The organism is Pseudomonas sp. WS 5146 (assembly GCF_012985495.1).
Taxonomy (GTDB): domain Bacteria; phylum Pseudomonadota; class Gammaproteobacteria; order Pseudomonadales; family Pseudomonadaceae; genus Aquipseudomonas; species Aquipseudomonas edaphica.
The window spans coordinates 156,661-174,609 of the sequence record NZ_JAAQWL010000003.1 but is presented as its reverse complement, the minus strand read 5'-3'; the positions used below and the strand labels follow the sequence as shown (position 1 = coordinate 174,609).

General features: G+C 56.2%; 21 protein-coding genes and 1 pseudogene. 8 read left to right on the top strand and 14 right to left on the bottom strand.

Annotated features, from left to right (window positions below; genetic code table 11):
• The first annotated feature begins 38 nt into the window (after positions 1-38).
• Both HBO41_RS09645 and HBO41_RS09640 read left to right on the top strand, forming a co-directional pair.
• Positions 39-488 carry an SRPBCC family protein gene (locus HBO41_RS09645; RefSeq protein WP_034105446.1) on the top strand — a complete coding sequence of 150 codons (450 nt, stop codon included), beginning with the start codon at positions 39-41 and terminating at the stop codon, positions 486-488.
• Positions 489-544: 56 nt separating this feature from the next.
• Positions 545-1,123 (top strand): flavin reductase family protein, encoded by a 579-nt coding sequence (locus HBO41_RS09640; RefSeq protein WP_099549802.1) that lies wholly within the window; start codon positions 545-547, stop codon positions 1,121-1,123.
• Here the strand turns inward: HBO41_RS09640 and HBO41_RS09635 are convergent.
• The 4 genes and pseudogenes from HBO41_RS09635 to HBO41_RS09620 form a co-directional block, all read right to left on the bottom strand.
• Positions 1,120-1,269, bottom strand: a pseudogene (locus HBO41_RS09635) (FAD-dependent oxidoreductase); the annotation flags it as partial. The gene HBO41_RS09640 and the pseudogene HBO41_RS09635 sit on opposite strands and share 4 nt — an antisense overlap.
• Positions 1,270-1,424: 155 nt before the next feature.
• Positions 1,425-2,168 (bottom strand): SDR family oxidoreductase, encoded by a 744-nt coding sequence (locus HBO41_RS09630; RefSeq protein ID WP_010656559.1) that lies wholly within the window; start codon positions 2,166-2,168, stop codon positions 1,425-1,427.
• Between the two features lie 70 nt (positions 2,169-2,238).
• Positions 2,239-3,342, bottom strand: a complete 1,104-nt coding sequence (locus tag HBO41_RS09625; RefSeq protein ID WP_099549803.1) for an alkene reductase — start codon at positions 3,340-3,342, stop codon at positions 2,239-2,241.
• Between the two features lie 51 nt (positions 3,343-3,393).
• Positions 3,394-3,975 (bottom strand): TetR/AcrR family transcriptional regulator, encoded by a 582-nt coding sequence (locus tag HBO41_RS09620; protein ID WP_010656561.1) that lies wholly within the window; start codon positions 3,973-3,975, stop codon positions 3,394-3,396.
• 106 nt (positions 3,976-4,081) lie between these two features.
• Here HBO41_RS09620 and HBO41_RS09615 point away from each other — a divergent pair, with 106 nt between their 5' ends.
• Positions 4,082-4,417 carry a LysR family transcriptional regulator gene (locus HBO41_RS09615; RefSeq protein WP_099491999.1) on the top strand — a complete coding sequence of 112 codons (336 nt, stop codon included), beginning with the start codon at positions 4,082-4,084 and terminating at the stop codon, positions 4,415-4,417.
• Between the two features lie 109 nt (positions 4,418-4,526).
• Positions 4,527-5,159: a TetR/AcrR family transcriptional regulator gene (locus HBO41_RS09610; protein WP_010656563.1), complete on the top strand. Its 633-nt coding sequence runs from the start codon at positions 4,527-4,529 to the stop codon at positions 5,157-5,159.
• 33 nt (positions 5,160-5,192) lie between these two features.
• On the opposite strand, the gene HBO41_RS09605 is transcribed toward HBO41_RS09610, so the two are convergent.
• Positions 5,193-6,395, bottom strand: coding sequence for a pyridoxal phosphate-dependent aminotransferase (locus HBO41_RS09605; protein ID WP_099549804.1), 1,203 nt, complete (start codon positions 6,393-6,395; stop codon positions 5,193-5,195).
• Positions 6,396-6,690: 295 nt separating this feature from the next.
• Between HBO41_RS09605 and HBO41_RS09600 the strand changes: the two genes are divergently transcribed.
• Together HBO41_RS09600 and HBO41_RS09595 are read left to right on the top strand one after the other, a co-directional pair.
• Complete coding sequence (locus HBO41_RS09600) at positions 6,691-7,362, top strand: NAD(P)-binding oxidoreductase (protein ID WP_099549805.1); 672 nt, start codon at positions 6,691-6,693, stop codon at positions 7,360-7,362.
• The gene (locus HBO41_RS09595; protein ID WP_099549806.1) at positions 7,359-8,024 is read left to right on the top strand and encodes an NAD-dependent epimerase/dehydratase family protein; all 666 of its coding nucleotides are present in this window, start codon (positions 7,359-7,361) and stop codon (positions 8,022-8,024) included. The genes HBO41_RS09600 and HBO41_RS09595 overlap by 4 nt, the downstream gene beginning before the upstream one ends.
• Here the strand turns inward: HBO41_RS09595 and HBO41_RS09590 are convergent.
• Positions 8,021-8,602 (bottom strand): TetR/AcrR family transcriptional regulator, encoded by a 582-nt coding sequence (locus HBO41_RS09590; RefSeq protein ID WP_169985955.1) that lies wholly within the window; start codon positions 8,600-8,602, stop codon positions 8,021-8,023. The two genes, HBO41_RS09595 and HBO41_RS09590, sit on opposite strands and share 4 nt — an antisense overlap.
• 153 nt (positions 8,603-8,755) lie before the next feature.
• Between HBO41_RS09590 and HBO41_RS09585 the strand changes: the two genes are divergently transcribed.
• Positions 8,756-9,631, top strand: coding sequence for a LysR family transcriptional regulator (locus tag HBO41_RS09585; protein ID WP_046036268.1), 876 nt, complete (start codon positions 8,756-8,758; stop codon positions 9,629-9,631).
• 72 nt (positions 9,632-9,703) lie between these two features.
• On the opposite strand, the gene HBO41_RS09580 is transcribed toward HBO41_RS09585, so the two are convergent.
• The 4 genes from HBO41_RS09580 to namA form a co-directional block, all read right to left on the bottom strand.
• Positions 9,704-10,141: a nuclear transport factor 2 family protein gene (locus HBO41_RS09580; RefSeq protein WP_046036384.1), complete on the bottom strand. Its 438-nt coding sequence runs from the start codon at positions 10,139-10,141 to the stop codon at positions 9,704-9,706.
• A gap of 231 nt (positions 10,142-10,372) precedes the next feature.
• Positions 10,373-11,392, bottom strand: a complete 1,020-nt coding sequence (locus tag HBO41_RS09575) for an alpha/beta hydrolase (RefSeq protein WP_099549808.1) — start codon at positions 11,390-11,392, stop codon at positions 10,373-10,375.
• Between the two features lie 69 nt (positions 11,393-11,461).
• The gene (locus HBO41_RS09570) at positions 11,462-11,845 is read right to left on the bottom strand and encodes a nuclear transport factor 2 family protein (RefSeq protein WP_099549809.1); all 384 of its coding nucleotides are present in this window, start codon (positions 11,843-11,845) and stop codon (positions 11,462-11,464) included.
• Between the two features lie 66 nt (positions 11,846-11,911).
• Entirely contained in the window at positions 11,912-12,952 is a 1,041-nt protein-coding gene (gene namA / locus HBO41_RS09565; RefSeq protein WP_099491992.1) for an NADPH dehydrogenase NamA, read from the bottom strand.
• A gap of 112 nt (positions 12,953-13,064) precedes the next feature.
• On the opposite strand from namA, the gene HBO41_RS09560 reads away from it, so the two are divergent.
• The gene (locus HBO41_RS09560) at positions 13,065-13,454 is read left to right on the top strand and encodes a helix-turn-helix domain-containing protein (RefSeq protein WP_012724350.1); all 390 of its coding nucleotides are present in this window, start codon (positions 13,065-13,067) and stop codon (positions 13,452-13,454) included.
• Between the two features lie 156 nt (positions 13,455-13,610).
• On the opposite strand, the gene ggt is transcribed toward HBO41_RS09560, so the two are convergent.
• The 4 genes from ggt to HBO41_RS09540 all read right to left on the bottom strand — a co-directional run bounded on the left by ggt (position 13,611) and on the right by HBO41_RS09540 (position 17,825).
• Positions 13,611-15,290: a gamma-glutamyltransferase gene (ggt, locus tag HBO41_RS09555; protein WP_407073961.1), complete on the bottom strand. Its 1,680-nt coding sequence runs from the start codon at positions 15,288-15,290 to the stop codon at positions 13,611-13,613.
• A 235-nt stretch (positions 15,291-15,525) separates the two neighbouring features.
• Entirely contained in the window at positions 15,526-16,785 is a 1,260-nt protein-coding gene (locus tag HBO41_RS09550; protein WP_099549810.1) for a cation:dicarboxylate symporter family transporter, read from the bottom strand.
• Positions 16,786-16,898: 113 nt separating this feature from the next.
• Entirely contained in the window at positions 16,899-17,324 is a 426-nt protein-coding gene (locus HBO41_RS09545; protein ID WP_099491989.1) for a VOC family protein, read from the bottom strand.
• A 165-nt stretch (positions 17,325-17,489) separates the two neighbouring features.
• Complete coding sequence (locus tag HBO41_RS09540) at positions 17,490-17,825, bottom strand: LysR substrate-binding domain-containing protein (RefSeq protein ID WP_256591550.1); 336 nt, start codon at positions 17,823-17,825, stop codon at positions 17,490-17,492.
• Positions 17,826-17,949 lie beyond the last annotated feature (124 nt).

The window sequence follows — 17,949 nt, the reverse complement described above, 5'->3', positions numbered from 1 at the left end:
CAGCCTGAACGTAATGCTGTTTCTTAAGGTGATGAATCATGGCAAAAGTTGAATACAGCGCAGTGGTAGACGGCGGCGCCGAGCGCGTTTGGGATGTACTCAAGCGCTTCGGGAAAATCAGCCAGTGGCACCCGGCGATCCCGCAGAGCGTCATCGAAGACGGTCAGCCGGACGGTCTGGTCGGTTGCATTCGTCGGCTGACGTTGCAGGACGGCGCCATTCTGCGCGAGCAGTTGTTGTCGGTAGACGCGGTGAATCTGCAGTTCTCCTACCGCTTCGTTGAAGCGCCACTGCCCGTCGACAACTACGTGTTGACCGTGCGACTGATCCCGCTGACCGGCGAGCAGAAAACCGTGATTCTGTGGTCTGCGACCTTCGACACGCGCGAGCCTGATCCCCAGGGGCAATGGACCTCGACCATCGAGTCGCTCATTGTCGGCGGGCATGAAAGCCTCCAGGTTTACCTGAACCAAACCGCCACCGCGTGAATGTGCCCTACCCCGCTCCAGCAATGGATGCGGGGTTCAATTTTTCTGGAGTTACGATGCACGATCACATTGCCGAAGTGCCGCTTGAAAAAGCTTATCGGCTGATCAACCACGGTCCCACCGTGCTGGTTTTTGCTCAACACGAGGAGACTCGAAATGTGATGGCCGCGGCATGGGCCTGTGCATTGGATTTCTCACCGCCCAAAGTCACTGTGGTGCTGGACAAGATCGCCAAAACCCGCGAACTGGTAGAGCGTAGCGGCCTCTTTGTGATTCAGGTTCCCACCGTGGCACAGCTGCAATTGACCCGCGATGTCGGCAGCGTCAGCCTGCAGGAAGATCCACAGAAGCTGGCTCATAGCGGCGTGGAGCTATTCAGTATCAGCGGCCATGACGTGCCATTCGTGGCCGGCTGCTCGGCCTGGCTTGCGTGCAAACTATTGCCCGAACCGCACAACCAGTCGACCTACGACCTGTTTATCGGTGAAGTCGTCGCTGCCTGGGCCGACACACGGGTATTCAGCGACGGTCATTGGCTCTTTGAGCGTGCGCACCCGGACTTTCGTAGCCTGCACTACATCGCAGGCGGCCACTTTTATGCGATCGGAGAAGCGCTAACCCCATCAGTGATCTAGTGCAGTTTCAACCGAGGCTCGGTGCCTGGCCCCAGGTGGTTACCCGACATCAGTAATGCATAGGGTACCAGGCCATAGCGCGCGACTTGAGGCATGCGGTACAGCGATGCATAGAACGCCCGCGCCAACCATCCTTCCAGCGTCACGCAGGCTCTTCGCCAGCGCCACCGTCGACAATCAAAATACGAGTGTCATTGAAGGGTCTCAGTGCTTTTACTCGGGAGCACAGGACGGATCCTATAGCGCCCAGGCACACAGCGTCGCGCCGGTGCCTGGGCTGGGTGATTTCAACGCTTATGACTTACCAATCCTGACGGGTCGGCGAAATGATCAGGTCGTTGACGGTGACGTTTTCAGGCTGATTCAGTGCATACACCACTGCGCGACCAATATCGTCCGGCGAGATAGCAATTTTATTCAGCTCTTGAGCCGCTTTACGGCCTGCCGGGTCGGTGACTTTATCGGCCCAACCGGTGTTGATCACACCCGGGCTGACCGTGTTGACACGGATGCCGTGCTGCACACCTAGCTCTTTGCGCATCGACTCAGTCATGGCCTGCACGAAAAACTTAGTGGCGCTGTAGATACCCGCAGCAGGCCCAACCTGGTGACCGGCGACCGAATCCATATTCAGGATCTGGCCCGACTTCTGTTTCAGCATGAACGGCAACACCGCCGCGATACCATGCAGGTAGCCTTTGATGTTCACGTTGATCATCTTTTCCCAATCATCGGTGGCTAGGTCGACCCAGTTGGAAAACAGCATCAAGCCTGCGTTGTTGATCAGGATATCCACCGAACCGAAAGAGTCCTGGGCGAATTGCGCGAGCGCTTTCATATCCTCAGGGTTGGTAACGTCGCTGACGCGACCTACCGCTTCACCGCCCTTGCCTTTCAGTTCGCTGACGATGGCGTCCAGGCCTTGCTGGTCCAGGGCTGCTGCGACAATTCGAACGCCTTTCTCGGACAAGGCACGTGCCGATGCAGCACCCAGGCCGGACGATGCGCCAGTGATGATCGCGGTTTTATTCTGCAGATAGTTCATGGGCGTTCCTCTCGTTGGTGACTGCCCGTCTGTGCGGGCAGTTTTTGGGGTTATCGCGGATGTAAGCGGATCAGTAGTTGCCGACAGGCCAGTCGGTGTAGCCTTTGGCGCCGCCGCCGTAATACGACTCGCGCGGTGCGATGGTCAGTTCGGCCCCACGGCGCAAGCGCTCGACCAGGTCCGGGTTGGAGATAAACAGGCGGCCAAACGCTACCGCGTCGATCTTGCCTTGGGCGCGGCGCTCAATAGCCATGTCCAGGTCGTAGTTGTTGTTGCCGATGAAGGGCCCGTTGAACTGCGCGCTCAATGCGTCCATGTCCACGCCTTCCGGTACTTCACGCGAGGTGGCGGTAGCGCCTTCAACGAAGTGCAGGTAAGCCAGGTCGAAGGCGTTCAACTTCTGGATCAGGTAGCCATACATCGCCATCACGTTGCTGTCGGGCGGCGTGTTGCCGGCGTCAGGCGTCACCGGCGACAAACGAATGCCAACACGGTCGTTGCCCCAGATTTCGACGATTGCTTCGGTCACTTCCAGGGTCAGACGTGCACGGTTCTCGATGGAGCCGCCGTACTGGTCGGTGCGATGGTTCGTCGAGTCCCGCAGGAACTGGTCCAGCAGGTAGCTGTTAGCTGAGTGAACCTCTACACCATCAAAACCGGCACGCTTGGCATTCTCGGCAGCACGCTTGTACTTCTCGATGATCCCCGGGATCTCATCGGTTTCAAGTGCCCGTGGCATCGACACCGGAACGAAGCCGTTGGTGGTATAGGTGTCGCCTTCAGCCTTGATCGCGGAAGGTGCGACCGGTGCGGCACCGTCAGGTTGCAGCTCGACACTGGAGAACCGTCCCACATGCCATAGTTGGCTGACGATCTTCCCGCCGGCGGCATGCACGGCGTCCGTGACTTTCTTCCAGCCCGCAACCTGCTCCTCGCTCCAGATGCCGGGGGTGGCCGCGTAACCGCGGCCTTGCGCGGAAATATTGGTGGCCTCGGCGACGATCAAGCCCGCGGTGGCGCGTTGAGCGTAATACTCAGCGTGCAGCTCGTTGGGGATGCCATCTTCGGCATAGCGGCTACGGGTTACAGGCGCCATCAAAATACGGTTGGCGAGTTTCATCGCGCCCAGGTTGATGGGGGTGAATAAGTCGGTACGAGTGGCGTTGTCTGTCATGATAGACCTCAATTAAATAGACCGGTCGTCTAGTAAGTTGGTAAAAAATAACTACGACAAAAGTCGCTTTGCCAGAGTCAGGGATGTTTCAAAGGCGTCGTCGCGCTTGCCGATCTTCATCATCAACGAAGCGCCGAGCCAAACCTGATAGAGCGATTGCGCAAGCGTCGCGCTTGGCGCTGTGGACGTGATCGAGCCATCGACAAGCCCCTGCTCAATACAGCGCTCAAGCTTTGCGTGGATAGCCTGCGTGCCTCGGTCGAGCACCAGGCGCATGCCCTCCGAGAGGTCACAGACCTCGGCGCCCAACTTGACCACCAGGCACTTGTCGGTAGGCAAATCAGAGCACTGGGTTTGCGCCCAATACTGGAAGTAACTCAGCAGCCTTTGCGCGGCGGGTGCAGAACCCATCAACAGCGTGTCGACTGTTGCGAGGTAGTCGGAAAAATACTGCTCAAGCAATGCCTGACCAAATTCTTCCTTGGATTTGAAGTAGTGGTAGAACGAACCTTTAGGCACGCTCGCAGCCGCTACCACCTCAGCTAACCCTACGCTGGTGTAGCCTTTGTGAGTCATCAACGTCCTGGCGACATCCAGGATGTGTTGGCGTGTTTCAGAATGATGCTTTTTCATAATGCAGCCACCCTAATTAAAACTAGACCGGTCGTCTAGTAAATTTTAGAATAGGCTCACGTTCTACGACCAACGGCGAACGAAGACAAATGACAGGGTAAAGCTCATGAACACCCCTCCCCCCACGTCAACGTTCAACACCGAGTGCCTTGCGCAATTCAACCTCAATTGCCTGGTGATCTTCGCTGCGCTGTATCAGGAAAAAAGTGTCACCAGGGCGTCCGAGCGGTTGAACATTGGGCAACCTGCGGTCAGCAACAGCCTGTCCAAACTCAGGCTGGTTTTTCAGGACCCACTGTTTTTTCGCCGAAACGCAGAGATGGTGCCCACCGCAGTCGCCGATGATATTGCGAAGCATGTGATACCGCTATTGAGCGGTATTGGCCACGTGCTTGAGCGATACAACGTACCGGCCCTTGGGCACCCGTCACGGCCGAACTGAAAGCTCAGAATTACGCTACGCAACCGAAAATTTCATTTTGTGTATCATTGGGCAGAACTTTCTTCCAGGCATGCTCGTCTGGCGATACGCCCCCAAGGTGCTGCACTCAATGACCAACTCCACCCCAATCTCTGTTCCACGCGCAAAAGGACGCCCGCGCGCGTTTGATCGAGACCAGGCTCTGCTGCAGGCGCTGGCAGTGTTTTGGAGGCGTGGCTACGAGCCGGCCTCTGTGGCGGAATTGTGTTCAGCCATGGGCGTCAGCCCTCCCAGCCTGTATGCGGCGTTCGGCAACAAAGCCAAGTTGTTTCTCGAAGCGGTTGCCTACTACGAAGCGACGTTCTGGGATGCCACGTGGGAGCGCATGGACACCGAGCCCGACATCGTGCTTGCCATCAGCGAGTTCTTCCACACCTCCGCGTCGATCTTGACCGAACCCGAGGCGCCCTGCGGCTGCATGGTCGTCCTCGCGGCAGTCAATGTCTCCGACGATGCCGGTGAAGTCACCGCGACCCTAAAGGCCTTGCGCCAGGAAGGCCGTGACTACTTACAGCAGCGCTTGGATCGCGCAGTGGAACAAGGTCAGCTCAAACCGGAAACCAACACTCGCCTGCTCGCCGCTGCCTTGAATACATTGCTCGAGGGCATGTCCCTGCAGGCACATGACGCTGCCAGCAGGGAAGATCTGCAAGGCATCGGCGCAACAGCCGTAGCGATGCTGAGCCCTTCCCTGTCAGCTTGACTGGAACCAACTCCGCCAAACCACGCGCTGCATTCAAGCAAGCTGTTCACACGCAGCCTTGATGCGCGCGCATGCCTGCTCCAGCAGCACCGTGGAGGTCGCAAAGGAGATGCGGAAATAACCCTCCAACCCAAACGCACTCCCCGGTACCACCGCCACCTGTGCGGCTTCGAGCAGGTACTGGCAGACATCCACGTCATTAGTCAGCACCGCTCCTGCAGGCGTTTTGCGCCCGTACAGCCCCGAGCATGAAGGGAAGAGATAAAAAGCGCCCTCCGGACGGCGACATCCCAGGCCGGGAGTGGTGTTAAAAGCGTCCAGGCAAAGATCCCTGCGCTGACGAAACACTTCATTGCGCTCAGCCAGAAAATCGATAGGCCCGTCCAGCGCTGCCACGGCAGCCGCCTGGGATATTGCGCAGGGGTTGCTCGTGGTCTGCGATTGAATGGTGGCCATGGCGGCGATCAACGGTTTAGGACCGCCCGCATAACCAATGCGCCAGCCCGTCATTGAATACGCCTTTGAAACGCCATTCACGGTCAGCACGCGACCATGTAACGCCGGCACCTGCGAAGCCAGCGTGGAAAACACCCAACCGTCGTAACTCAGGTGCTCGTACATATCATCCGTCAGCACGTAGACCTGCGGATGCTCCAACAATACGGCGCCCAACCGATCAAGCTCTGCCGCGCTATAACCCGCCCCCGTCGGGTTGCTTGGCGAATTCAAAATCAGCCACTTGGTACGCGGCGTGATGGCTTGCTGGAGTTGCTCAGCGGTGATCTTGAAATGCTGATGGGCCGCGCAGCGGATTTCCACGGGCGTGCCCCCCGCCAGGCGCACCATGTCCGGATAGGACACCCAGTAAGGCGCAGGAATGATGACTTCATCCCCGGGGTTAAGGGTGGCCTGCAGCGCATTGATCAGCACTTGCTTACCGCCGGTGCCGACGCTGATTTCGTCTGTCGCGTAGGTGATGCCGTTTTCACGCTGAAATTTTCGAACGATCGCCGCTTTGAGTTCTGGAGTGCCGTCTACATCGGTGTAGCGGGTCTGGCCTGCATCAATCGCCGCCTTGGCAGCCGCGTTGATGTGATCGGGGGTTGGAAAGTCCGGCTCGCCGGTTGACAGGCTGATGATATCGGCCCCATTGCGGCGTAACTCTGCCGCCTTGCGCGTGATTACCAGCGTTGGCGAGGGCTTAACCGCTTTCAGCAAATTTCCGAGCAATTGCATGGGGCCACTCTTTGAGCTTTTGTTGATAGTGCATCAATGCTAGCGGCCTCCAGCAGACAATTAAAACAATATATATGGATGCAAAAAATCAATTTTATTTGTTTATTCCGGGCTGATTTTTTTGGCCTCTTGCGCCGATTGAAGACAAGGCACGTGCCCTGGGCCAAATCTCCCAGGCGCTTGACAGTTTCTGTAGTGACCAATATAGAATAACCCTCGGCGTGCATTCGCCGAGCGCGTTTGCAGGTTCGCTTGAGGGGGACATTTTTGAAACATCGCCTGATCTGGAGGAACTATGCACTCAGTTTTTATCGTCGGTGGTTCGGGTAAAGTGGCCCGAAGCCTTGCTCGAAAACTGGCAGACCGAGGCCATCAACCACATTCGTTATACCGTCATGCGGAACAGGCCGAGGGACTCGAAGCACTCGGCGCCATCCCCGTGGCGGGTAACTTGCTTGACCTCGACACAGAGGCTCTGGCCAAGCTGATGGCGGGCAGTGATACCGTGGTATTCGCGGCGGGTGCCGGCGGCAAAGGCGGCGAGCAGATGACGGATGCCATCGACGGTCACGGCCTTGAGCTGTCCGTAGCCGCGGCTGAGTTGGCGGGCATTCAGCGCTTTATTCTTGTGTCGGCGTTTCCAGAGGCATCGCGTGGAAAATCAGTTTCCGAGACCTTCGAAAACTACATGGCCGTGAAAAAGCGCGCCGATGTGCACTTGGCCGCAAGCGATCTAGATTGGGTCATTCTGCGCCCCGGCACCTTGCTGGACTCACCCGGCAGTGGCAAGGTCCACGCTGGCCTGGCTATCCCCTATGGCGACGTGCCGCGCGACGATGTCGCCGCAGCCTTGTTGCAGATCATCGAACAGCCCGGCGTCAGTCGCGTCATTATCGAACTGACCCAAGGCAGCACACCGGTCAACGAGGCTATCCAGAGTTTTGTGCCGGATAGCACTCAAGCATGAACGAACCCACAACATTCAAGCTGCTACTGGTCGGCGCAAGCGGGCTGGTTGGCAGCCATGTACTGGATCTGGCCCTGTCGGATCCGCGCGTCGGCAAGGTCTACGCACCAACACGCAAGACTTTGGCGGCGCACCCTAAACTCATCGCCACGCCCATCGATTTTGATCACTTGGACGAACAGGCTGATCGCTGGCAAGCAGATGCTGTGATCTGCACGCTGGGTACCACGCTTAAAACAGCTGGCTCCAGAGCAGCCTTCGAGCGAGTCGACCACACCTATCCATTGGCAGTGGCCAGGCTCGCACGCGCGCATGGAACGCCGACCTACGTGCTCAATTCGGCTATCGGCGCAGATGCGGGATCTTCGTTTTTCTATAACCAGGTCAAAGGCCGCCTGGAACAGGATCTGGCGAGGGTGGGGTTTGAATCGCTGACGTACGTGCGGCCGGGTGTCATCGGAGGCAAGCGTGAGGAGGTGCGCCATGCCGAGCGTGCACTGATCCGGATGCTCAAACTTGCATCGCCGCTGTTACCTGAACGCTGGCGTCTCAATCCCCCGGCGCTGATTGCGCGGGCATTGCTTGAAGCCGCGATCAGTCAGGAGCCTGGCATTCATGTGGTGCCATCGAGCAGCATGACCAAGCCTGCCGATCGAAACTAAGCCAACAAGCGTCGGCTCATATCAAGCGCAGCATCAAAAGGCTCGCGTGTTCTGTTGACCTTGACCAACAACGAGGCGCCCAGCCACATCTGGTAGAGCGCTTCAGCCAATATTGCTGAGTCAATCGACGCACTTATGGAGCCATCCGCTTTACCCTGCTCAACACAACGAACCATCCGCTCAATAATCAGGGCAGTACCCTTCTCAAGCACACCGCGCATGTTTTCGGACAGGTCACACACTTCCGCCCCCAATTTGACCACCAGGCATTTTTGATCGGTGTGATCAAACGCCTGTGTCTCGGCCCAATAGCGTAGATAGCTCAGCAGACGTTCGGCGCCGGAGCCCTCACTGGCCAACTGCACATCGACACGCGTGAGGTACTCGTCAAAGTACTCTTCGAGCAGCGCTTGGCCGAACTCGTCCTTTGATCGAAAGTAGTGATAGAACGACCCTTTAGGTACACCCGCTGCCGCGAGCAGCTCGGTAAGGCCGACGGCGGTGTAACCTTTCTGGGTCATCAGCGACCTGGCGACATCGATGATGTGCTGGCGCATGTCATGGGCGGGTTTCTTCATAATGCCGCGCATGCTAGCAAAAAAATGATCTAGCGTCAGGCGCCCGTTAGAGCGCCTGACGTTTGTTCACCTGTATCGGAAGCAATTTTACGTAGCGCTTCAGCGACAAAAATATAAATATATTTCGAAGCAAAACATAATTATTATTTGAGCATGATCAAAGAACTGAAAACACTTATCGCTGTGGCGAGAGAAGGCACATTTGCGGCTGCCGGCAGCAAAATCGGCCTCACCCAAGCCGCCGTCAGCGCCCAGATGCAACGCCTTGAGGCGGAGCTAGGGGTACAGCTATTCGACCGTAAGGGACGCTCGGCTCAGTTAAATCGAATGGGTCACCAGGTTTTGGCGCAGGGTCAGGAACTGGTACGCCAATTTAAAGATCTGGGCTCGACATCGGTGGGTCTTCCTGCGAACGTTTTGGTCACCATTGGAGCGATTGCCTCGGTTCAGCGCTCCTTCTTGCCAGACGCCCTGGCTGAATTTCATCAACGATCTGCGCAATGCAGGACGCGAGTGCTCCCCGGCTTGTCGATGGAGTTGGTGAACCAAGTCGATTCAGGCGAAATCGATATGGCCGCGATAATCCGCCCGCCCTTCTCGCTTCACAGTGATCTGCGCTGGACAACCTTGGCGCGAGAACCTTACCGGCTGATCGTCCCCGCCGATATGCCGGGAGACGATTGGGCTGAATTGGTATCGAGCCAACCCTTTATACGCTATGACCGATCATCCTTCGGCGGACGCCAAGTGGATAGGTTTCTGCGACAAACCCATTTTTCATTGCACGAAGTCTGCGAGCTCGATGAACTGGATGCAATCGTCAAACTGGTTGCAAACGGCGTTGGAGTCGCCTTGGTGCCTGAAACGGCCACCCGTGAAGAATGGCCTGCCGAGGTACGTGCAATCGACCTGAAACAACGTACATTCCATCGCGATATTGGTTTGGTGCACCGTGCACGTCGCAGTCTAACTGAGCCAGTAAAACTACTGGCTCAACTGATTACCGAGCATGCAGTGAAGAAGCATTAGATAAGTGCTGACGAGTACTTCGTGAAACTCATCTTCGATTTCGAACTCAATTTTCAGCGCGGCCCTAACTAGTTAAGGCGCTTCATGGGTTTGGAAAATTTTGCTAACGACCGTCCACTTGCCTTCTACTTTCAGCAACTGGAAGAAGTCGGTGAAAGAGAGGCCTGACATGCCGTTGGCGTCGATACGAGCACTCGCGGCATTACCGACGATTTCAATACGAGTAATCGCGGCCTGCGCGTCGGGAGATGGACGGAAATTCTTGTCAATTCCCTCGAACAGGATTGGAATCGCGCCGCCGTCCAACTTGCCATCGGCACCGACGCTGTACATCGTCGCATGTTCATTGAAGGCGGGTTTCATAATACTGCTCTTGGCCTGCTTGCAACCCTCAATATACTTGTTAAGCACCTCTGTAATAGCTTGATAGTCTTCTACATACGTAGCTTTGCTGACTGTTTTACTGCTGAGAACTTGTGGGCCACCTGGTGCGTTTTCCGCTTGAGCCATCGCGCCTAAGGTCGAAATCAAGGCCAAAAAAAACAACTGCTTAATAGATATAACTTTCATTTAGTCGCTCTTCATAATGAGTGCAATTATTGAAAAATGCTCAACCGCACAAACGCAGCAGAAACTCCGGGATTCGACTGTGCGCAAGCAGCTTCGCAATGAGATGACGAGGTGTTTTCAATGACGAAGCCCGCAGTTTCACCGTGACCTGCGGGTTCTTTGTTTTTAAAATTACTTGCTCAGGTTGATCTTGAGTTCCTGAGAAGCCTGCGCAATCGCGCTGCGCGGCGTCGGCAGATGGCTGAAGCCATTCGACAGACCGAAATCGTGAATCATGCCGTTGTAGCGAACCGTCTTCACAGGCACACCCGCAGCGTCGAGCTTGCGGCCGTAAGCTTCAGCTTCATCGCGCAGGACATCGAATTCGGCTGTCTGGATCAGCGTCGGCGGCAAGCCCTTCAACTGTTCGGTCGTGGCCTGCAGTGGAGAAGCGTAAATCTGTTTGCGTGTCTCGGCGTCGGGTGCGTAATTGTCCCAGAACCACGCCATCATGTCCTTCGTCAGGAAATAGCCGTTGGCAAACTCCTTGTACGACGGCGTGTCAAAATTGGAATCTGTCACTGGGCACAGCAACACTTGCGAGCGCAGTTCAGGTCCACCCTTCTCGTTCGCCATCAGAGCAACTACGGCGGCAATGTTCCCGCCAGCACTATTGCCGGCTACGGCGAGGCGAGTGCCGTCTACCTTGATATCTTCGCCATGTTCGGCGACCCATTTTGTCGCGGCATAGGCTTGCTCGGTGGCGACGCCATATGCCGCCTCTGGCGAGAGGCTGTAGTTGACGAAGACCGCCACCGCACCCGAGCCTACCACCAGGTCACGCACCAGTCGTTCGTGGGTCGGGAAGTCGCCCAACACCCAGCCGCCGCCATGGAAATACATGAACGCGGGCAGCGTCTTCTGTTGGCTACCGACCGGGCGCACGATGGTCAACTTCAGATTGCTGCCGTTGACGCGGATCGTCTTCTCACTGACATCAGCTGCCGGCAAGGCCACTTGAGGGGCAGCCTGGGCGCCCGCCAGCGCGGCACGGGCATCGACCGGCTTCATGGAGTCGAGCGTCGGCACACCTTCAAGCGATTGCAAGAGTTTCGCCGTGTTGTGCTCAACTCCCGGGTATGTGGTGGCGGAGGCACTACCCGGCGCAAGAGTAACGACCGTAAAAGCGAGAGCGGAGGTAAGGGTTTTCATGACGGTTCCATTTGTATGGCTGAGTGCCGGGAAGCAATCAGCTACAGCAGACTCAAGGACGACAGAGGTTCAAGGCGCGACGTGGGTGTGAAAGATCTTGCTGACGACCGTCCACTTGCCATCGACTTTCAGCAGATGGAAAAAGTCGGTGAAAGAAATGCCTGACATGTCGTTGGCGTCGATGCGCGCGCTAGCCGCCGTACCGACAATCTCAATGCGGACGATAGCTGCCGGTGCATCTGGAGAGGGGCGAAAACCCTCATCAATCCCCTTGAACAGGATTGGAATTGCGCCACCGGCCAGCTTACCGTCGCCATCGACGCTAAACATGGTCGCTTGCTCATTGAAAGCAGGCTTCATGAGGCTGCTTTTTGCTTGCTTGCAGCCCTCGATGTACTGGTTCAGCACCTCGGTGATGGCGTGGTATTCGTGTACGTAAGTAGGTTTGCTCATGGTTAACTCCTGCTTCATTGGATTGAGGATTAGCGCACCGCAGCGGCGCGTTCGACGTGGACAAGTTCAGGCTTGGGTATCAAGCCATACAGAGCCGTAACGCGTGTAGGCAGCAGGAATCTCAATGATTTCTTTCAAATCATCTGCTGCAGTGCGCACCCAGAACGGATCACGCAGCATTTGCCGGCCGACAAACACCAAGTCAGCTCGGCCGTTTTGCAGGATGTCTTCGGCCTGACGACCACTCTGGATGACACCCACGGCACCCGTCGCAATATGCAATTCTTTGCGCAGCAACTCAGCGGCCGGGACTTGGTAACCAGGATAGGTCTGAACCTTGATCATCTTGATCCCGCCGGAGCTGCAGTCGATCAGATCGACGCCTTGCTCTTTCATCCAGCGACCGTATTCAAGGAACGACTCGGGGGTATTTCCGCCTTCGGCGTAATCAGAGCTGGAGATACGGACAAACAGAGGACGATCGCCCCAATGGGTTTTGACTTCCTCCAGCACTTCGCGCAGGAAGCGATAGCGACGCTTGGCATCACCGCCATATTCGTCGTCGCGGGTATTGGCGAGTGGGGAGAGGAACTCATTCAGCAAATAGCCATGAGCGGCATGAATCTCAAGCACATCAAAGCCCGCGTCACTGGCGCGTCGTGCGGCATCGCCATAGAGCTTTACCAACCCCGGAATTTCGTCAGCCGCGAGTGCGCGAGGCACGGGGCTGGTTTCCGTGAACGGGATAGCCGATGGCGCGATGTGAATGAGATTGGGCAGGTCAGCGTTGCGCCCCGCATGGCCGATCTGAGCACCGGCTTTTGCACCAAAGCTGTGAAGCAGTTCGGTCAGCGCTTTCAAGCCGACGATGTGTGCGTCACTCCAGATACCGAGGTCACCGGCCCCGATACGACCGTCGGCGTGGACTGCCAGCGTTTCCGGAAAAATCAGCCCCGCCTGGCCCAAGGCGCGAGCACCGTAATGCACTCGGTGCCACTCAGTGACAAAGCCGTCATCGGCAGCCATGTGCATGCACATCGGCGACATAACGACGCGGTTTTTCAGTTTAAGGCCTTTGATTTCATGAGGGGACAGCAGCAAACTCATCTAACTAATTCCATAGTGATCGATATGGAATAATGTTAACGTGCGCATCCGATTCGCGTAAGTACGCACATTTTTGTGCTGTAGGTACATTTTTTATACCTAGGAGATCCCTTTGAAGAAATGCACCCCACAGAGTGAAGTTGAAGCGTTTGCCTGTCCTGTCGCCTTTACGGTGGATGTCATCGGCGGCAAATGGAAATCGCTCATACTGTTCCATCTGATGTCAGGAACGAAGCGGTTCAACGAATTGCGTCGGCTGATGCCAGATGTGACCCAGAGAATGCTCACACTACAACTCAGAGAGCTGGAGACAGATAAGGTTATCCATCGCGAAATCTATCGAGAGGTCCCGCCCAAGGTCGAGTATTCCCTAACAGCATTAGGCAACACGCTTGCCCCACTGATCAGCGCGATGCGGGAGTGGGGAGCGGTGCATGAGCATGCAATCCTGGCATTCAGGCGCGCTGAGATTGATGCAAATTCATTTGAATCGCTCGCCTAACTTTAGATTCTTGTCAGGCAGGCGAACGCCTCAGCGCAGGATAAAGAACTAGCACTGGGGCGTGGGCTCTGGTGGATCTCGATCCACCTGGATGACCACCCCCTTACCGAGTGCTTCTGGCCAAATGCTCGTAAGCCAGACGAGCGGATTGACCCGCTACTTGGCGATGGACGTGACGCCCCTCCCCCTGGGATCAGATACGGGTTCAGGCACGCCGTGCTCAACGCGGATTGCCTGAATATCACCGTTGAAGCCCTGGTTAGCCAGGTAGTAGCCAGCGACGTCAAGGTCCGCCGCCAGTTGCCCGGAAATCGGCGCGTAGGGCTCCCAGAAGATCGTGTTGGCAGGCAGCAACTGGTGGTGAAAGCGCATCGCACCCACCGCGTCTTTTAGCCCTAGGTGGAAGTCATACACGTTACTGACAACCTGAAAGATAGACGTAAAAATCCGCGAGCCACCCGGTGTACCAATGACCAGGGCGACCTTGCCGTCCTTCAGGAAAATCGTCGGAGTCATCGAAGACAATGGCCGCTTTCCGGGTTCGATAGCATTGGTATCAGTACCCACGACACCCATCTGATTGGGCACCCCAGCCAGTGCCGAAAAGTCATCCATCTCGTCATTGAGCAAAATACCGGTTTTTTCTGCGACCACACCGGAGCCGAAAAAGCCATTGAGCGTGTAGGTGTTGGAAACGGCATTGCCCCATTTATCGACGATTGAGAAGTGCGTGGTCTGGGGTTTTTCCGGCGATTCAATATTCAGACCGGCGACAACCTTATTGGTGTCCGAAGGGACCGACAAATTGACCTGCGACGCCCGGCCCGCCAGGTAGTGCTCGTCGATCAACTCATGCACCGGCACCGTGTAAAAATCCGGATCGCCCAGGTACTGCGCCCGATCGGCAAACACCCGCTTCTCGATCTCCGCCACCAGGTGCATATAGCGCGCGGAATTGAGCGGCACGCCCTGGAAATCCTCGCGGCGCATCTCTTTCATCTTCAACAGTTGCACCAGCGCGACCCCGCCGGAGCTGGGCGGTGGAGCGGTGACAATCTGAAAGCCATTCCAGTTGGCTTGTATGGGATCTCGCCACACGGCTTTGTAGTCGGCCAGGTCCTGCGTGCTGATCAGCCCGCCATTGGCACTCATATCGGTCACGATCAACGCAGCGGTTTTACCGGCGTAGAATCCTTTAGGACCTTGCGCGGCGATGCGTCGGAGTACCGCCTCAAGTTCGGGCTGCTTAAAGGTGGTACCGGCCTGCAGCTTGCCGAAATGTTCAGCGAAGTTGGTTTTACCGGCGAAGCGTTTTTCGTTTTCGCTCGTAGCGATACTGGCCAGTGCTTCATCGACGACGAAACCATGGCGCGCATAGTGAATGGCCGGTTCGATCAGCTGCGTCCATTTGAGCTTGCCAAAACGTTTGTGCGCTTCCCACAGACCGGCGACCGTCCCCGGCACGCCCACCGACCGGTGGCCGATCACACTGCCTTGCGGTTGGTCGGCAGCAATCACTTTTTTACCCGAGCTGTCGACGAACATGTCTCGCGTCGCTTTCAGCGGCGCACGCTCGCGGTAATCGAGAAAGTAGGGTTTGCCCTTGAAGTAGACGGTCATGAAACCGCCTCCGCCGATGTTCCCGGCTTCGGGGTAGGTCACGGCCAGGGAAAAGGCAACGGCGACAGCCGCATCTACGGCATTCCCGCCTTTGGCAAAGATTGCGTTGGCGGTGTCCGCAGCAAATTGGTCAGGTACGGCCACCGCAGAGTGCGTCAACGCCGTGCGTGGGCTGGCGACCGCCAGTTGATAAGTTCCCATAAATAGCAACACCATCCATAGTGCGACGCAGCGACGCGTCCGATAGAACACTGATTTCTTGCACATAGACCACCTGTTTTTTTTATAAATAATGGCAGCACAGTGGCAACTAACAGGGCACGATTATTTATCTGAACCGAGCACCCGGGCGCCTGAAAAGAATCAACACGCAACAACTTCTTATTGGTTTGTCAGCCAAAAAAAAGAGCCCTCGACGCGGTTAACGTGGAAGGCTCTTGTGTGTCGCTGATTAAGCGTTCTGCTCGACCCCTACTGAGCTTTTTCGCTCCAGGGGGGCTTTCTCCCACTTGGCGATAACCAGGGGTGCGATTGCATTACCCAGCACGTTCAAGGTGGTAGTGCCGCTGTCGATGATCCGGAAGATCCCGGCAATCAACGCGACCCCTTCCAGCGGCAGCCCGGCAGACGCCAAAGTAGCCGACAGAATGATGATGGCGAACCCAGGTACACCCGCAGCGCCCTTTGACGTCAGCACCATCGTGACCACCAGCAAAATCTGCTGAGTCAGTGACAGGTCGATGCCATAGAGCTGGGCAATGAAGATCGTCGCCACACCGAGGAAGATCGAAGCACCGTCCAGGTTAAACGCATAACCCACCGGCACCACGAAGCTGACGATGCGCCGAGGCACGCCGTAGGCTTCCAGCTTGGTCATCAACTGCGGCATGACAGCCGCAGAAGCTGCACTGGAGAAGGCCAGGATCAGCTCATCGCGGAAGTACTTGATCAACTTGAAGACGTTTTCGCCGATCAGGTAGCAGATACCGCCGAGCATCACCAGGGCGAAGGTAATCAGCGCCAGGTACACCACACCGATCAACTTGAGCAACGGCAGCAACGAGGCAAATCCGAAGGTCGCTACAGTGGCGCCGATCATGCCGAATACACCGATCGGTGCGTAGGCCATGACAAACGACACCACCTTGAACATGGCGTCGGAGAAGCCCTGCACAACCGCTACAACCGGCGCACTTTTGGCTTTGGGCAACGTGTTCAACGCCATGCCCAGCAGCACCGCAAAGAACAGCACCGACAGCAACTTCCCTTCCGACATCGCGACAATCACGTTATCGGGCACGATGTTCTGCAGGATGATCAGCGCGCCTTTCGACGGCTCCATATGCACGGCTGCTGCGTTGTGCGCGATGCCCACGATTTCGGTGCCTTTACCCGGCTCGAACATGTTGGCGAAGCACAAGCCAAGCACGATGGCGAGGCTGGTGATTGCAAAGAAGTAGATCAACGACTTTGCGCCCATACGACCGAACGATTTGTTATCACCGCCCCCAGCAATGCCGAGGATCATGCAGCAGAAAACAATCGGCACGACGACCATTTTCATCATCTTGATGAAGATATCACCGAGCGGTTTAAGGATTTCGGTACTGACCCAAACTTGATTTTCCGGGTGGGTATTGAAATACCAACCCACGAGCACGCCAAGCAACAGCCCGGCAACGATTTGCCAAACTAAGGGGATACGTTTCATGTCTAGCCTTTTTGTTGGAATGAAAGGACTGCGTGACGGCAGTAGCTAGATTCATGAGCTTCCAGCTCATTTATATTTTCCTGACGCACTCTTTGGCGTGCGCCAGTTTTTTATTATTTAGCGAACAGCTGGCTCATATCCTTGAACGCCTTGAACTCCAGCGCGTTGCCGCACGGGTCGAACAGGAACATGGTGGCTTGCTCACCGACCTGGCCTTTAAAGCGAATGTAGGGTTCGATCACAAACTTGGTTGCGCGCGCTTTCAAGCGCTCGGCCAGGGCTTCCCATTGTGCCCACTCCAGGATGATGCCGAAGTGCGGAACCGGCACGTCGTGGCCGTCTACCGGGTTGCTGTGCACGCTTTCCTGCGAAGCAGTCTTAGGGTGCTCATGGATGACCAGTTGATGGCCGTAGAAATCGAAGTCTACCCACTGGTCGCTCGAGCGACCTTCGGAAAGACCGAACACGTCACCGTAGAAGTGACGTGTGGCGGCCAAGTCATACACAGGGATTGCGAGGTGGAAAGGAGAAAGACTCATCAGGACTCCGATAACAACTTTTTATTGGTTTGTGGTGCCGGACACCGTGGTCGCTGCCCGACGGCTTTTTGAAGGTGGATTTATGCTAAAGCCGAACCAACTTAAAAAAAATCAATATAAATTTTTCAACAGCACAATTTTATTTTGTTAATCGGTAATCTCTTTTTACTGCTCCCAACCCGCCTGAATCGCATGGGTAATTTTATCGACAAACACCCTTGTCTTCGTCGGAACCCACCTCCCCGGGGGAATCACGGCATAGATACCACCCGTTGCCGCGCCTTCCCATTGCCTCAATATTTGTATACGCGTGCCATCACGCACCGCCGCACCGGCCAGCCAATCAGGCGTCAGAATGATCCCTGCGCTCTCCACAGCAGCCTGTAAAAGCGCCTCCGAACTATCCGAGATCAGCGGCCCCGTCTCAATGCTGATTCCGTGTCTAGGCGACTGGAGTCGATGGACACGCGGGTCGATCCCCCTGGCAACCGCGCATTGCACATCGCGCAGAGCATGAGCATCTCGCGAGCCAATTTCTGGATAGATGCAGAGAGACAGACCCGAAAAGTCCGCTTAGGGATATCAACTCACAACCCATAACCCTCTTCCGAGCGACCACGGATTT